Annotated in this window: 14 protein-coding genes and 1 pseudogene; 9 read left to right on the forward strand and 6 right to left on the reverse strand. The window is 46.1% G+C overall.

What is annotated here, in order from left to right; translation table 11 throughout:
• Positions 1-7: 7 nt before the first annotated feature.
• Entirely contained in the window at positions 8-1,909 is a 1,902-nt protein-coding gene (locus L5M40_RS10430) for a methyl-accepting chemotaxis protein (protein WP_263186146.1), read from the reverse strand.
• 223 nt (positions 1,910-2,132) lie between these two features.
• Here L5M40_RS10430 and slyA point away from each other — a divergent pair, with 223 nt between their 5' ends.
• From slyA to L5M40_RS10455, 5 genes are all read left to right on the forward strand, one after another.
• The gene (slyA, locus tag L5M40_RS10435) at positions 2,133-2,606 is read left to right on the forward strand and encodes a transcriptional regulator SlyA (RefSeq protein WP_105251323.1); all 474 of its coding nucleotides are present in this window, start codon (positions 2,133-2,135) and stop codon (positions 2,604-2,606) included.
• A gap of 8 nt (positions 2,607-2,614) precedes the next feature.
• Complete coding sequence (locus L5M40_RS10440) at positions 2,615-3,673, forward strand: HlyD family secretion protein (RefSeq protein ID WP_263177523.1); 1,059 nt, start codon at positions 2,615-2,617, stop codon at positions 3,671-3,673.
• Positions 3,674-3,886: 213 nt separating this feature from the next.
• A complete protein-coding gene (locus tag L5M40_RS10445) occupies positions 3,887-4,915 on the forward strand; it encodes a DUF2955 domain-containing protein (protein ID WP_263177525.1) in 1,029 nt (342 codons plus the stop codon).
• 225 nt (positions 4,916-5,140) lie between these two features.
• Positions 5,141-5,764 (forward strand): c-type cytochrome, encoded by a 624-nt coding sequence (locus L5M40_RS10450; RefSeq protein ID WP_263256637.1) that lies wholly within the window; start codon positions 5,141-5,143, stop codon positions 5,762-5,764.
• A gap of 10 nt (positions 5,765-5,774) precedes the next feature.
• Positions 5,775-6,842: a c-type cytochrome gene (locus L5M40_RS10455; RefSeq protein WP_263256639.1), complete on the forward strand. Its 1,068-nt coding sequence runs from the start codon at positions 5,775-5,777 to the stop codon at positions 6,840-6,842.
• A 200-nt stretch (positions 6,843-7,042) separates the two neighbouring features.
• Here L5M40_RS10455 and L5M40_RS10460 read toward each other — a convergent pair whose 3' ends face one another.
• A complete protein-coding gene (locus L5M40_RS10460) occupies positions 7,043-7,174 on the reverse strand; it encodes a hypothetical protein (protein ID WP_263256641.1) in 132 nt (43 codons plus the stop codon).
• 249 nt (positions 7,175-7,423) lie between these two features.
• On the opposite strand from L5M40_RS10460, the gene L5M40_RS10465 reads away from it, so the two are divergent.
• Both L5M40_RS10465 and L5M40_RS10470 read left to right on the forward strand, forming a co-directional pair.
• Complete coding sequence (locus tag L5M40_RS10465; RefSeq protein ID WP_168825619.1) at positions 7,424-8,374, forward strand: hypothetical protein; 951 nt, start codon at positions 7,424-7,426, stop codon at positions 8,372-8,374.
• 692 nt (positions 8,375-9,066) lie between these two features.
• A complete protein-coding gene (locus L5M40_RS10470; RefSeq protein ID WP_263176446.1) occupies positions 9,067-9,396 on the forward strand; it encodes a cysteine-rich CWC family protein in 330 nt (109 codons plus the stop codon).
• A 7-nt stretch (positions 9,397-9,403) separates the two neighbouring features.
• Here the strand turns inward: L5M40_RS10470 and L5M40_RS10475 are convergent, their stop codons facing one another.
• Entirely contained in the window at positions 9,404-10,513 is a 1,110-nt protein-coding gene (locus L5M40_RS10475; protein ID WP_263176445.1) for an energy transducer TonB, read from the reverse strand.
• A gap of 196 nt (positions 10,514-10,709) precedes the next feature.
• Complete coding sequence (locus L5M40_RS10480; protein WP_263176444.1) at positions 10,710-11,531, reverse strand: hydratase; 822 nt, start codon at positions 11,529-11,531, stop codon at positions 10,710-10,712.
• Positions 11,532-11,849: 318 nt separating this feature from the next.
• On the opposite strand from L5M40_RS10480, the pseudogene L5M40_RS10485 reads away from it, so the two are divergent.
• Together L5M40_RS10485 and L5M40_RS10490 are read left to right on the forward strand one after the other, a co-directional pair.
• Positions 11,850-12,823 (forward strand): annotated as a pseudogene (locus tag L5M40_RS10485) (DMT family transporter).
• A gap of 29 nt (positions 12,824-12,852) precedes the next feature.
• Entirely contained in the window at positions 12,853-13,461 is a 609-nt protein-coding gene (locus L5M40_RS10490) for an HAD family hydrolase (protein WP_263176442.1), read from the forward strand.
• A gap of 56 nt (positions 13,462-13,517) precedes the next feature.
• Here L5M40_RS10490 and L5M40_RS10495 read toward each other — a convergent pair whose 3' ends face one another.
• Together L5M40_RS10495 and L5M40_RS10500 are read right to left on the reverse strand one after the other, a co-directional pair.
• Complete coding sequence (locus L5M40_RS10495; RefSeq protein ID WP_219253678.1) at positions 13,518-14,030, reverse strand: hypothetical protein; 513 nt, start codon at positions 14,028-14,030, stop codon at positions 13,518-13,520.
• 141 nt (positions 14,031-14,171) lie between these two features.
• Positions 14,172-14,531: a hypothetical protein gene (locus L5M40_RS10500; RefSeq protein ID WP_168825605.1), complete on the reverse strand. Its 360-nt coding sequence runs from the start codon at positions 14,529-14,531 to the stop codon at positions 14,172-14,174.
• Between the last annotated feature and the right edge of the window lie 52 nt (positions 14,532-14,583).

Consider the following 14,583-nt stretch of genomic DNA (forward strand, 5'->3'; position numbering starts at 1 on the left):
CTGTGCTTTAAATTTTGAATTGAGCCAATAACGTTGTTAAACGGGCTGCGAGTTGGGCAAGTTCATCGCCAGCGCGTGCAGTTTGTACCGCACTATCTGTCGCATTGGTCGCAATATCATTGATGTTATTAACATTTTTATTAATCTCTGCCGAAACCGCACATTGCTCATTTGCAGCGCTGGCGATCTGGATATTCATCTGGCTAATGGTGGAAACCGCATGGGTAATGGCTTCGAGTGCTTCACCCGCTTGGTGAACTTGGGATACACAGCTTTGGGTGGTGCGGGTGCTGGTTTCCATCGCATTGACTGTGGACTTAGCTTTATGCTGAAGCGCTTCGATCATCTGCTGAATTTCCGTCGTAGATGCTTGAGTGCGGCTCGCCAGAGTGCGTACTTCATCGGCAACGACCGCAAATCCTCGACCTTGTTCTCCCGCCCTTGCGGCTTCAATTGCCGCATTGAGTGCGAGTAAATTAGTTTGGTCGGCAATATTACGGATAACCACAAGCACAGAATCGATTTCAGCGGTATTACGCTCTAATTCATTGATTTCACTCGCTGCTGTGGCTATTTCCTCGGCCAATATGGCGATAGTGGTTACTACTTTTTGTACAACCAATTTGCCTTGTTCGGTTGAATCATTGGCATGATTGGCGGCATCGGCCGCATCGGTAGCGTTATGGGCAACTTCTTGTACTGTTGCGGCCATTTCATTCATTGCGGTGGCAACTTGCTCGGTTTCGAGGTGCTGACGACTCGCCATCTTCTGGGTTTCCCGCGTAATGCTCGACATTTCTTCAGCAGAGGTGGCGAGCAGGCTTGTTGAGTCGGCGACGTGGGAAACTGTGTTGTGAATTTTTTCTACAAAGCGGTTGAATGCCATCGATAATTCAGCAATTTCATCCTTACCTTTTACCGCGATTCGGCGGGTTAAATCGCCTTCACCTTCAGCGATATCATTCATGGCTTGGGTGGTTTCAGCGATAGGGCGAGTAATCCCTTTGGCAATAAACCAAGCAATGGCGGTTCCAATGACCAGAGCTACTAAACCGATAAGGATCAACTTAAGGCGAATATCCGCTATCGCTTGTTCTGAATGGGTTCTATCCATCGCAATATCGAGTACGCCAAACACGTTTCCTGAGTAATCTTTTATGGCGTGGCGATATAGGGCGTAGGTTTTGTTATTTAAGGAAATAGTGCGTATGACTTCATGGCCTTGCATGACGTTATTGAGTTCATCTGTCGCTTGGGTATCAGGCGTGAATGTCGCGCCAAATAACTTATATCCAGAATCATCTGGCAAGATGAGGGCAATTTCTGCTTGATAGGCTTGTTTAAAATTATCAAAAAAGGGTTGACCGAAGGACATGCCAAACTCAACTGATCCTGTGTGTTGCCCGTTGTAACTCATTGGAACTAAACCACGAATACCTAATCCTTCCACTCCATATTCCAAGCCATAAAGAGGGCGCTTTTGGCTATTTGTTTCCACTATGGTCTTGCGTATGCTGGTGAGATCATCGCCAAATTTTTCGGGACGATGCAAGCGTAGAAAAGAAGTGGCAGGTGGCCTATGAAATTGGAATTGCTGAACCGCAAAATCGCGCTTTAGTTGAGTAAATATAGGTAAGGTACGGGCGGTGAGTTCATCACGTTCACCTGTTGCAAAGGTGCTTTGAACTTCTGGCGTGAGTGAGATGATAGTTGCCATTGCTTCGGCTAATTTGCCCGATGAGGCTATCTCGGCAACAGCGGTTTCATAGATCTTATGGAGTTCTCTTTGCTCGGATTCTGCAACTTGGCGACTGAATTCAGAGAGAACGAGCGGCATGATAAAGCTCATTACTGTTAACAGTAATAGACAGATCCCAATAACGATCCTCGTACTAATTTTTAGATTTATCAAAACAGCCTCCAATTCATGTGCAAATCAACTCAATTTATCCGTTTGATATTATAGAGATACAACTTGATAAGATTTGAGAGGGCGCGAACCTTTTTAAGTTATTTATTCCCTCTTACGCTCGTTTCGTGCCCTTGGACACAGATCTATTTGTGACCTAAATATTTACTTAGCCTGCTAACTAAGTATAATGCTTAGCACGCTAACTAAATAGGTGAGCAAGATGCAAAAAGAATTAGAGCGACTAAAAGAGTTATCACTGGCGGAGCATTTAGGCCGTCTGCATCGACTGTGGCGTACCGTGGCCGATGTTGAGCTGGCACCTTTAGGATTAACTCATCCCCGTTGGACTGCCCTTTGGAAACTGCTGCGTTTAGGTGACAGCGTGAGCCAGAAAGTATTGGCCGATGCCTTAGAAATTGAATTGGCTTCGCTAATGCGCACCTTAGGGCAATTAGAAGAGCAAGGTCTAGTCGAGCGTCATTGCTGTGACAAAGATAAGCGGGCAAGGATTGTGAGCCTGACGCCAGCGGGATTAGATGTTTTAAAGCAAATGGAAGCGCGGATTATTCAAGTGCGCCGTGAGTTATTAGGCGGGATCAGTGCTGAAGAGTTGAGCGAATTTGAACGCATTATTAGCCTGATCAGCGACAACGCAAGCGCCAAATTAACCAAGGTTACAGACACCCTTTTGTGAGAAAGAAGATGACACCGGATCAACAGTTTGCCCGTTTAGTAAAATTTGCCATGTTTGGCTTTGTGATGGTTTTTGGCTATTTCATGCTGGCCGACACTATGATGCCATTGACGCCTCAAGCCATGGCGACCCGTGTAGTGACGAAAGTGACACCGCAGATCAGCGGTAAAATCCAGACCATAGCCGTGACCAATAACCAAGCGGTTGCCAAGGGTGATTTGTTGTTTCAAGTCGATCCCGCACCCTATGAGTTAGCGGTATCGCAGGCTAAATTGGCCTTAGAGCAAGCCCGTCAAGATAATGCTGAGTTAGATGCCTCGCTATTGGCTGCTAAGGCCGAGGTCAATGCCAATAAAACCACCTCACAACAAAAACGCAGCGAGGCTAAACGTCTCGATGCCCTGTATGCCACCCATGGTGTATCGCAGCAGCAAAAGGAGCTAGCCGATAGCGATGCCGCAGCAGCAGAAGCCAATTTGCTTGCCGCCAATGCGCGTTTAGAAAAACTCAAAGTGAGTCGTGGCAGTTATGGCGAAGAGAATCTTAAAGTGCGTCAGGCGCAAAACCATTTAGCCCAAGCCGAGCTTAATCTGTCTTATACCCAAATACGTGCAGATCAGGATGGGATAGTGACTAACCTGCAGTTAGAAGTCGGGAGTTTTGCGACCGTGGGGCAACCTCTGTTGGCTGTGGTATCGGATAAAGTGGATATTATTGCCGATTTTCGCGAGAAGAGTCTGCGTGGCGTGAATGCTACTTCGACCGCTTTGATTGCGTTCGATGGCGAACCTGGGCGTTTATATCGGGCGACGGTGAGCAGTGTCGATGCGGGCGTGAGTGCTGGGCAATTCGATGCCAATGGCCGTTTAGCCGCGCCACAGGAATCGGACCGTTGGGTACGTGATGCCCAAAGATTGAGATTACATCTAGTGTTAGATGGTATGGCAATGAACAGCTTACCTGCGGGTGCGCGCGCGACCGTGCAACTGCTGCCCGAGAATAGTCTGTTTAGCTTGCTCGCTAAGGTGCAAATTAAAGCAATCAGCCTGCTGCACTATATTTACTAGCCTATTTACTAGAATGTTTACTAGCGTATTTGCCAGCATATTTATCGGCATATCCATCAGTACTTATCTGTGTTGACGAGCACGAGTGACTCGCGGTGGTTTGTATTTGCCACGAGTCGCTTGAGTGAACGCTTCAAAGCAACATAAGTGTGAACGCAGCATAAGCCAGCTAAACATCCTCATTTAATGTATCGATAGAACAAGGCGACGAGCATGTTACTACGCCATAGCCCATTGACGGCCAACGATTTACGCCAGTGTTTACGGATTGCGACTGGCGCGACCTTAGGTTTTACCCTGTGTAAAATTTTTGGTTGGAGCAATGGAGTCTTCTTCACTGTGACACCTATGCTACTACTCGGATTAGTGCCAGTGATGAATGGCCATGCTATGCGCCAATTATTAGCTTCATCTGCCATGGCTGGGTTAGAGGTTGGGTTACTCAGCGGTTTCTTTGGCAGCCATCCCGGCATGATGACTCCTATCGTTTTCCTATTATTTTTATATCGCTTTGCGGCCATGTCCCGCGGCAGTTTGTTTCTCTTTGGTGCCAACGGTGTGCTGAGTCTCAGTATCATGCTGCACTTTGCCAGCTATCCCGGCGTTGACTTAAACGACTTAGTTTTCAGTAACTTTTGGGCGACAGCACTGTCAGTTGTTATCGCCTACGCTATGACGGCACTCTGGCCCGATGTGGAACCAAGAGCGGCTTACAAACCTGGGCCTAAGGCGCCGCATCGAATGCGCCACGAAGCCTTGCTCGGTGCGACCATAGCGACGGCATCATTTCTGGTGTTTCAAATATTTGATCTGCGGGATTCGATGTCGGCTCAAGCGACCACTCTTTTGCTATTGTTTCCCATGCATTGGAATGGTGCACTCGACTATGCCCGTAAGCGCGCCATAGGCACCCTGTTGGGGGTGTCGTTTGGGATATTCGTGCAGTTGCTGCTCTATGATTGGTCAGGGCTATTGCTGTTAGTTGTCCCCTTGTTGTGGATTGGACTGATGATTTTTAGCCAAGCCCATGTGCGCGAGGCGAATGGCTCTGGCGTGGGTTTTGGTGCTATGACCACGTTAGGGATTTTGTTTGGGCAGTATTTGACCCCAGGTAACGACTTAATCTTCAGTGCCTTATACCGAGTGAGCAGTATTTTAATCGCTATCGTTGGCACGTTACTTTTATGCTATTTGATACATAAGTTATTGAATCGTTTCGAATCGACGCGATTTGGTTATTGAGCAGGCCATTAAGTCTTGAAGGCTTGCAGCTTAACCTTGTACAGAGTAAGGTAAATTTATCCCGTTTGAATTGAACAATAAGTGACTCTTAATGAATGTTAAGTCTCATTTATTGGCTGTTTTAAAAATGAGCGGCTGATTTTAAAATGGGTTTAGTGTGTGAGCACAAACATAAATAACAATAACCCCTATGCTTTAGAGCTTAATTCTCTTCAAGGATAGAACATGAAGATTAAAACATTAGTCATAGGCTTAACGCTATGTAGCGGCTATGCCGCTGCCGCCGAGCCTTCTGACAAACAATCGATGAACGTTATGCCACAAGCTGCGCAGTTATGTGTGTCTTGCCATGGGGCCGGGGGTGAGGGTATTGAACCACTCGGCCCTCGATTAGCGGGATTATCTAAAGAATATATCTCGACACAATTGCAGCATTTCCAAGCGGGCGTTCGCCAAAACGCGACCATGATGCCGATGGCAATGACGCTCCAAGGTGATGGTATTGAGCAAGTGTCGAGCTATTTTTCAGTAAAGCCTGCCAATGACGTCAAGCCTGTTATCCGCGGTGAACAAGTTGTTTTTAATGACGATACCGCCCGTTTAGCCTATCAAGGTGATTGGTCCCGTGGTTTACCAGCCTGCGTGACCTGCCATGGTCCTTCTGCATTAGGTGGCGGCTTATTTCCTCGCTTAGCAGGTCAACAGGCGAGTTATATCAAAACGCAATTATTGGCATGGCAGTCGGGCACACGTAAAGGTGACGTCGATGGCATGATGGGGAGCGTCGCGAATAAGCTCACCGTCGCCGAGATTGATGCGTTAGCCAACTACTTTGCTAATTTAAAATAAGGAGCCGGCCATGAAATATTCCGCAATGTTATTACTGGCCGCGATGGGGTCGTTAACCGTTCAGGCGCAAGCTGAAACTGAGCCAGTACAAGAACGCCCAGATAAGCAAGCTCCGCTGCCTTCTTTCCCTAAGGTAGCAGATCAAACCTATCTTACCCCTAGACCTTTGAGTGCGATTCCCGAAGGCGCCTTTGGTGACAAAGTGCGTTTAGGTTATCAACTGTTTGTGAATACCCAACAGCTGCGTGATAAGTATGTGGGTAATGAGCTTAACTGTACCAATTGCCATATGGATGCAGGCCGTAAAGCCAATGCATCACCCCTTTGGGGTGCGTATTTTGCTTATCCGGCGTATCGTAAAAAAGACAATAAAGTCAGTAGCTTTGAAGAACGTATCCAAGGCTGTTTTAACTATTCGATGAATGGTAAAGCCCCTGCATCAGGTAGCCCTGAGTTAGTGGCGCTTTCTGCCTACGCTTATTGGTTAGGCATGGGCGGCTTGATGGATGAGGCTAATATCAGTGGCCCTGTTCCTGAGATCAGTGATGCTGAGTTAGTCAAAGGTGCAAAGCGGGATGACTTCCCACTACCAGAGGCATTAGCTAAGGCGATGACAGTTGAGCAACGTGCTAACTTGCCGGGTCGCGCTTATCCTGAGATCCCAAAACCCGAACAAGCCTATTCACCTGAACGAGGTAAAGCCGTGTATGTCGCCCATTGCCAAACTTGCCATGGTGTTGATGGGCAAGGTCAAGCCATTGCGGGTGTGTATGCACTGCCGCCGCTGTGGGGATCTCAAAGTTATAACTGGGGAGCGGGAATGCACAGGGTCAATACTGCCGCATTTTTCATTTATGAAAATATGCCCTTTGGTAAGAGTATGCAGTTGACGAACCAACAGGCTTGGGATGTTGCCGCTTACATCAACTCCCACGAGCGTCCGCAGGACCCACGTAACAAGGGTGATGTGAAGCAAGCGCAGGAGAAATACCATAATGACAGCGATTACTATGGTCTCACTGTTGATGGCAAAGTGTTAGGCACTGAGTCCTATCCGATTTTTCCTAAGAAGTCATAGTTGAGCCGCTGAGATTAAGTGCTCGTGTGATGTTATAAAGCGAGTAAATAAGTTAGACAGAAAAGCCAGTAAGCATTTAGCTTTGCTGGCTTTTTTATTGGTCAAATATGTGTTGGTCAATTCTACTGAGCGCTCTGTGATTTCAGGGTATTAATACTTAGTGGTTTAGCCCGCTAGTATCGGCTTGTCATGGTATTCGCTCACCGACACGCAGCCAGTCCATCCGTGGATGCTCGACCGCCCCGTCCATGGGGCGGACGGTCGTCTCGCAAATCACCATGACTCGCCTTTTGAGCATTAGCATCATTAAAGTACACAGAGAATTTAGCCATGGGTGGCTCATTAAACTATCTTGAGTGGGCAAAATATATCGGGGTGGGTTAACACTTCCTGTGTTTCATAATAAACTGATTTGCAAGTTTTTTAACCAGGTTAAACAAAGGTTTGTTACACCTTGCTGTATTTCTTTATTGATAGAAAATATCAACTGATTTGGAAAGTATTGAACTCTAATTTTTGGTGGATAACTATCTTTTCAGTTATCGTATGTAGCACGTCAAATTTATTAACAAGAGTTGACCTTGAATCCATTCAACCTACCAAAAGAAAGTTTTAACGCTAGACGAGATATACTGCTCTCTAGTTTGGAAAGTGTTATTACAGAGACATCTAACTATATCTATAATGACTATCCAAACCTCGAAAAGCTTGAGCAAGCTGAGTCATTTTGTACGCATGAGTTAATGGAAGCTCCTACGGCAAGAGTCGATCACTTAGAAAAAGTAAGCATTTTCCCGTGGGTTGAAGCGGTACAGGAGTTGGATAGTTGTTTGACGGTGATCTTTCAGGGCAACTACAAAAATGCTTTTGATTCTTTAAGGAGAGCTTTAGAACTCGTAGTAGCGGGCAGTTTTTTTGTCTTGGATAGTACTGAGTCAGAAAAGGCAAAAAAGTGGATGCATTCGGTTTCAGATAACGGTACACCAAATTTTAAGCGTGCGTTAAGTGCACTAAAAAAGGCAACTCCGCAGTATGACCAAGATAATGACGAGTCATGGACAGACGTTTTATTAGAGCATTATTGGGATATCTGTAATGTCATTCATGTAAACGGCTTGGAAAATAGCTTCAACATCATATCTCCAAGGTTTCGGCATATAAATGGAATGGGCGTCCCGCAATTTGATAAGAAAGCATGTAGCCAGAGTCTTTCTTACTACCTGAAAACAGTTGAATTAATAGCCCTTACGGTTGCATTAAGCAATCCTGTACTTTTAGTAGGTTTTGACATGGAGCGTAAATTTGGCATTAATCCACCAATGTCGGGGTTTTATAGTCCAGTCCAAGCTGAAAATTTAGCCTGCTTGATACCAGATAATTTTCAGAAGCTTATAGCTAGAATAAAAGAAACAGATACAAATATCAGATCAATACAGCATTGGTATGACTCTCTGCCTGATATCACTGAAGAAGAATTAAACGCTCAATTTGAAAGACAGGATGAATTCTTTAAAGAATTCAAAAAGTCATAAAATTAACGTGATTTCAACTCGCCTTCCGTATTCACCGTGTGCGCATCTGTGACCCCTACTGCTATAACGCAGGAATGCGGTTCACTGAGCCAAATAAATACATCCAAATATCATTTAAGTTAGATAACTTGATGAGCACAAACTATTGAACAACAAAACAGGACACCCAATTTTAAAAAATGGAAAAGACACAAATCTCTGGGATTCACAGACAACACTAAAACTACAGAAGTTCACCATCCCCTGCGAAGTTGCCGCGGGGCGTTGGAATAAATTGCGTGAGTCCGGTCATGGATGACCGGCTAGCTTTCGCAGGTGCAGGGACGCATCCTTCGGAAGCGATAGCAATTTATCCATAAGACCAAGGCCAGTCTCTAATGCATGTAACTTCGCTAGGGGCGGCAAGGGAGATCCAAGAGGGAATTGCTGTTGATCCCCTCTTGGTCGGGTGTGGGTTGAAGACCCACGACTTTGATTTATCTCGGCCGTAAGGCCGCAATCAATATAGCATTGTGCTAAACAGCACCAATATTAGCCTGAGGGGTGAAGCCCCACGACTTTTTAACTAAAGCATTCAAACGTAGTTTGGAAAGTTTTAAAGTCTCACTTTGGTGCCAATCAATTAAGTTTGAGTTGCAAAAATCTATTATGATCTCCGCGCTATAACAACTTATCTTGCTATAAGGATTACCGTGTCTCAGCCATTGGAAGAACCTAAGTTAGAAACTGCGCAAATTTGCCCTCTGTGCCAAGGCTCGAATCAATGTGCTGTGATTTTAGGTAAGGGTATTGAGGACTGTTGGTGCGCTCTGCAAACATTTCCACCTTTGGCCGCCTTGCAAGCGCAAGCATCAGATTCGCCGCTAGGGGTCATCAACCATATTTTACCGTCTGCCGATGCGTGTATTTGCCAAGCTTGTTTAATCCAACTTAAGCAGGGGTTAAGTCTGGGGCAGCTTGCAGAGCAGGATGAAAAAAGCCCATCGAGTGTGAGCGACGGGCTAGGTTATGAGGTGAAATAGCGGGCTATTAGTTTATGGTGTAATCCATTTGCACGCTAGTTTGTGCTTCCACGGCTATACCATTTTCAAACTTGGGTGCGTAACGCCATTTATTTAAGGTTTCAATACTCTCTTTTTCAAATAAAGCACCACCCTTAGAGGCTAAAATTTCAGGATTTTTCACGAACCCATGTTCATCGACAGTAAATTTAAGCTGAACCCAGCCACTTTTACGTTGCTTAGCATAGGACATTGGATAGTCTGGTACGATACGGAAAATAGGTTGTTGTTCCTGTGCGTCGGCCCAAGGACGCATTTTGCCGATAGCAATACAGTGGGCGGTGGACTCGTCACGCTTTCCTTGGCGCTCATAGAGTTCGACTAAATAAGCGTGGGCACTTAAGGCATAGGGATGGCTAAAGTTAAGGGCTTCAAACTGCTTCACGACTTCTAAAAGCAATGGCATCGCCTTGTCATCATGCTTTTCTGCATACTCAACTGCACCCACCACATAGGTTGCCTTGACTCTGTCTATGGCGTTCTCTGGTAAAATCTCTTTATAAATATCATAGGCATCGAAGGCATAGCGTCTTACGCTTTTGGTGTATAGCTCTGTATTTGATAAGCGGTTGAAGGCGGCCATTTTTACATCGGCGAGCAGTTTCTTTTTATCGGATTTTTCAGCAATTGCGATAGCAGTAAGCAAATCATTTTTCGCATCTTTGGCTTCAACGGCGGTTTGTGCAGCCCCCAGTAAGGGGTCGATAAGCTCAAGCGCTTCTTTGCCATAATGAACTTTATAGTTTGCAAGAGCGAGCTGATACAACTCATTTGCCTTCGCCGTTTTTGGCAGATTCTTTTCTGCAAATGGGTAAGGGGCGACTTGCTTTTCTATCGCGCTGGCCCAGTTCATGGCGAGATTCGCTAAGTCGACACTGTCTTTGGCATATTGGGCTTCGCCGAGTAGATAAGCGGTTTTTGCGCTTGCTTCAATATTTGCAGCATCGCCTTTTTCTACGGCGGCTTGATAGTCACTATAGGCTTTGGCAAAGCTATTTTCTGAGGCATGCACGCTAAGAGAAGTGCCTAAAGTGAGGGCAAGAAGACAGGCAATTGGCAGCATTTTTCCGTGTGACATTCTATATATCCTTATTATTGATGAATTTAGATGATACATAGGTGTACATTTTGAGGCAAGTTAGTTTGGCTTTTGTTAATGATGCTTGTGGTGAATGCAGATAACTGAGCACTGAGAACTGAGATTGAAAATAAGCGAGCCCAGCTGAAACTGAGTTCGCTTATTTATCAGTGCCTTGTCGCTTTATAAGTCGCAATCACTTAGCTGTGAAAGTCACGGCGAACTGTCCAAGCGCGCCGTATTCAAATTTGCAGACCTGTGCCAATGGCAGATCAAGGACGCCAGCGTAGGAGCCTGTGATCACATATTGCCCTTGAGTTAAGCCAATGCCTTGGGCGGATAAAAAGTTAACTAACCAGTAGAGTCCCGCCTTAGGGAAACCGTTAGGATGAATGGCGGTTTTTTGCAGTGTGTCGCTTTGCTGGTGCTCGTCATTGGCAATATCAACGCTGAGTTCAAAACAGCTCATTTCTAAACCTTCTTGCGGATTAAGCACTGGCCCTAACCACAGTCCTTGATTGACTAAGCCATCGGCGAGGGCATCAAAATGCGTCGCTTCACTGGGTGTGTGGTAGCGGCTTTTGATCAATTCCAAGGCTAAGCGTGTGTGGCCTAAGGCCTCGTCGATTTCAGCCTCTGTGTAAGGTGTGCTTCTTGGCGGTAAATCGCGAGCAATCTCGAAGGCGAGTTCGGGTTCGACTCGGGCCAGGCCTTTAGTCGATGGATAGAGCGGGCAAGTGGTCGATTGTTGATACACATCATCTTGATAAATAGGCGCTACGACGGTTTTTTCCGCCGTGGGTAATAGGCATTTCCACGCCGCGATAGGATTGTTATCGCTTGCCTTAAATATTTCTGCTACGGCTTGTTGAATAGCGAAGGCCTGTTCGAAGCTGGTTGGCCTTAGTTCTGGGATCAGTAAATCGCCGCTCGTGCCTGCTGCGCGGCGCTCGGCTAATTCTTTGGCTGCGGTATTAATATGCGTTTTAACTTGTTTGATCGTGGCGGTAGATAACATTAACTTTCCTATTTAAAGCGTTAGCTTAAAAAGAAGTGGCCTAGAGAGTGTGTGGCAGAAGCCATTTTTATGGGCCAAATATACTCGGTTATTGGCAACGCGGGAAATGCCAATGTTGGCTTTCGGGGTAAATCTGCTGCAGTTGAATCAAGAGTGCGGCCAATATTCCAATTATCGTAAGATGCTGAAACTTGCCTCACATAAGTGTCAGCTAAAGTATCCAAGCTAACGCGAATGTTTCCATGATGATCCGCTAGATATTGTGTTGGCTCAGTGCCAGAATGGCTGTCCATTTTGCGGTTTCTACTGGACTCCTCCGTGAACCTTAGCCATAACGCCCCTCAGGCAAATAATCATGCTCAGCTTGGGCTCCTGTTCATCTCAGTTGCGGTTTTATTTTGGGGCATGTTACCTATAGCATTAAAGCTCTCTGCGGCCTTTATCGATCCTGTGACTCTTACTTGGTTTCGTTTTCTGGTCGCGCTTTTAGTCAGCATAGTGATCCAATGGAGTGCAGGTAGTCTTAAGCAATTTGCAGCACTCGATGCCAAAGTTTGGTTAAGGTTAGTGCTTGCTGGCATCTTCTTGATGCTCAATTATGTGTCTTTTGTTTACTCACTCGATTACCTCGCACCCGGCGCCGCCCAACTTAATTTCCAGACTTCGCCCTTTTTCCTCGCGTTTGGTGGTGTGTTGTTTTTTAAGGAACGACTTAATGCAGTGCAACTCAGCTGTTTTGCAACCTTAGCTTTAGGTATGTTGATGTTTTTCCATCCTAATTTAAATTTTTCTGGGGCTAATAATCATCAGGTTTGGATTGGGGTGATGATCATCCAGTTCTCAGCACTGTCGTGGACTAGCTATGCCTTATTGCAAAAATCCTTACTGAATCGTTTGTCGCCCGCGAACGTGCTCTTAGTGATCTATGGCTTAGGTATTTTCGTAATGGCTCCCTTTAGCGACTTTAGTCAGTTTGTCCGTATGGACAGCTTCGATTGGCAGATAGCACTGTTTTGCGCCGCCAATACCTTGATCGCCTATGGCTGTTTTGGCCAGTCGATGAAGTACTGGCCGACGGCGCAGGTCAGTGCCATGTTGGCCCTAACGCCAGTATTTAGCTTTAGTGCCACGCGTTAGTGGTGAGCCTTGGCTGGTGGCCAGAAGTATTCCGCGCTGATGAATTAGATGGTTTATCTCTGCTGGGGATTGGCGTGATTATTGTGTCTGTGATGGTGGTGCAATTGCTGCCTATGTACCGTAATCGTCAGGCGAAGCGTTTGCAGGCTGTCTAACGCAGACATTTTATCTATGGGAAAGGCCAGTGATCACTAGACTCAGCGAATTAAAACTTCAGGATATCCGTGGGGTCATCTTCGATCTCGACGGCACCTTAGCGCATTCTAATCCCGATTTTGCTGGGCTGCGGCGGGAGTTGGGGATTCATTCTGGTACGGATATCTTGGCCCATGTCGAGAGTCTGAGTACGGGTGAAGCTCGTGCTCAAGCGTTAGACATTGTCCATGAGTACGAAAGACAAAGTTCACTCAAGGCCAGTTGGATTGATGGCGCGAGGGAGCTTATCGAATGCCTACGGGCCAAGTCACTGCCCTTGGCTATTTTGACTCGCAATATGCCAGAAGCGGCGCAAATCACTATCGATAAACTCGGCATAGATATCGCACTGGTATTAACGCGCTATGATGCGCAGCCTAAACCGCATCCCGAAGGTATTCATCTTATTTGCCAGCAGTGGCAACTCGCGCCCGCAGAGATCTTGTATGTGGGCGATTATCTGTTTGATCTGCAAACTGCGCGCAATGCGGGTAGTCACTGTGCCCTCTATTGCCCTGAAACTATTCCCGACTATGCCCAAGCGGCGGATTTACTGGTCTCTTGCTACCACAGCCTGATTCAAGCATGGCCTAAATAATTTATGCCTTGGCGGTTAACCTGTTTAGCCGCCTATATCTCAATTAATTCAAGTGACTATTTAGGTAATTGCTTACAAAGGTCATCAAATAGTGCAAAACTTTCGGTTAGCACCGTTTGTAATTGATCTTCGTTATAGCACCATGGGGAGTTTGGTACATTCCAGTCTTTGTCCCAGTCAATCTCTTCACCTCGCGCTAATCGCTCCGCCACGGCAATATCTTGATAAGAACCGCCACCGATGCGCTTATCTTCACGCCATAGGTTGAAACGAAAGCGAACCCACTGCCGCATCTCCATCATAAGCGTCATATGCGGGTAGGCGAACTTTTTCTCATTTAGCATGTAATACCCCCCCTCACTTTTGTAAAAGCGGATCGGGTAAGGGAACTGGGCAACCAATATTTGTTGACGCTCCGTCGGCACCTTAGGATTAAAATCGCCAGGGAGCTTAGGAAAGCGCGCTAACATGGAGGCATAGCGCTCGGCAAAATTAACCTCACGGGCAATGGTAATCACGGGTTGTGACACTTCACTTAGGATAAAATTGTGTTGTTGCTCAGTTAACATATCGTCATCCATCTTGACTGTTTATGGTGTTATTTTCATGGTAGCTAAAGGTTAATATCCAATTTTTCAATGGATTAAAAATGTTAGGTCAATATCAAAATCGCTTTTGTCGCTACGGCCTCGCTAAGAGTCAGAAGGTATTTAGCGGTTACTTTGTGTATCCAGCTTATCTTGCTTAAGCCCAAGCCGAATACTGTCGAGTAATGCCACTAACCAGCAGAGGATAAAGCCGTAGAGCAGTTCATTGGCATTGGCAATTGTGGTCTGGGTTTGTTGGGTGATTTCGGCAGAAATTACGCCGATATCTAGCGGTAAGATGCCGTTTTGAATATCTAAGGCGATGACTTGCGCCACTTGATAGATTTGCGATAGCAACAGCACAAGACTCACGACCGCTAAGCTAAAAAATACCAGTGCCGAGCGTTTATGTTTTAGGTAAAAATGGCCGCTGCCGGGGGCGACAAAGGCGGATAACAGGCCGGCGTTAAAGGCTTTTTTCATCGAAATACACTAGATGCGTTGCTAAAGACTAAGTCGACACTAATAGACATGT

Origin of the sequence: Shewanella sp. SM68 (assembly GCF_025653925.1) — a bacterium.
Lineage (GTDB): Bacteria > Pseudomonadota > Gammaproteobacteria > Enterobacterales > Shewanellaceae > Shewanella > Shewanella oncorhynchi.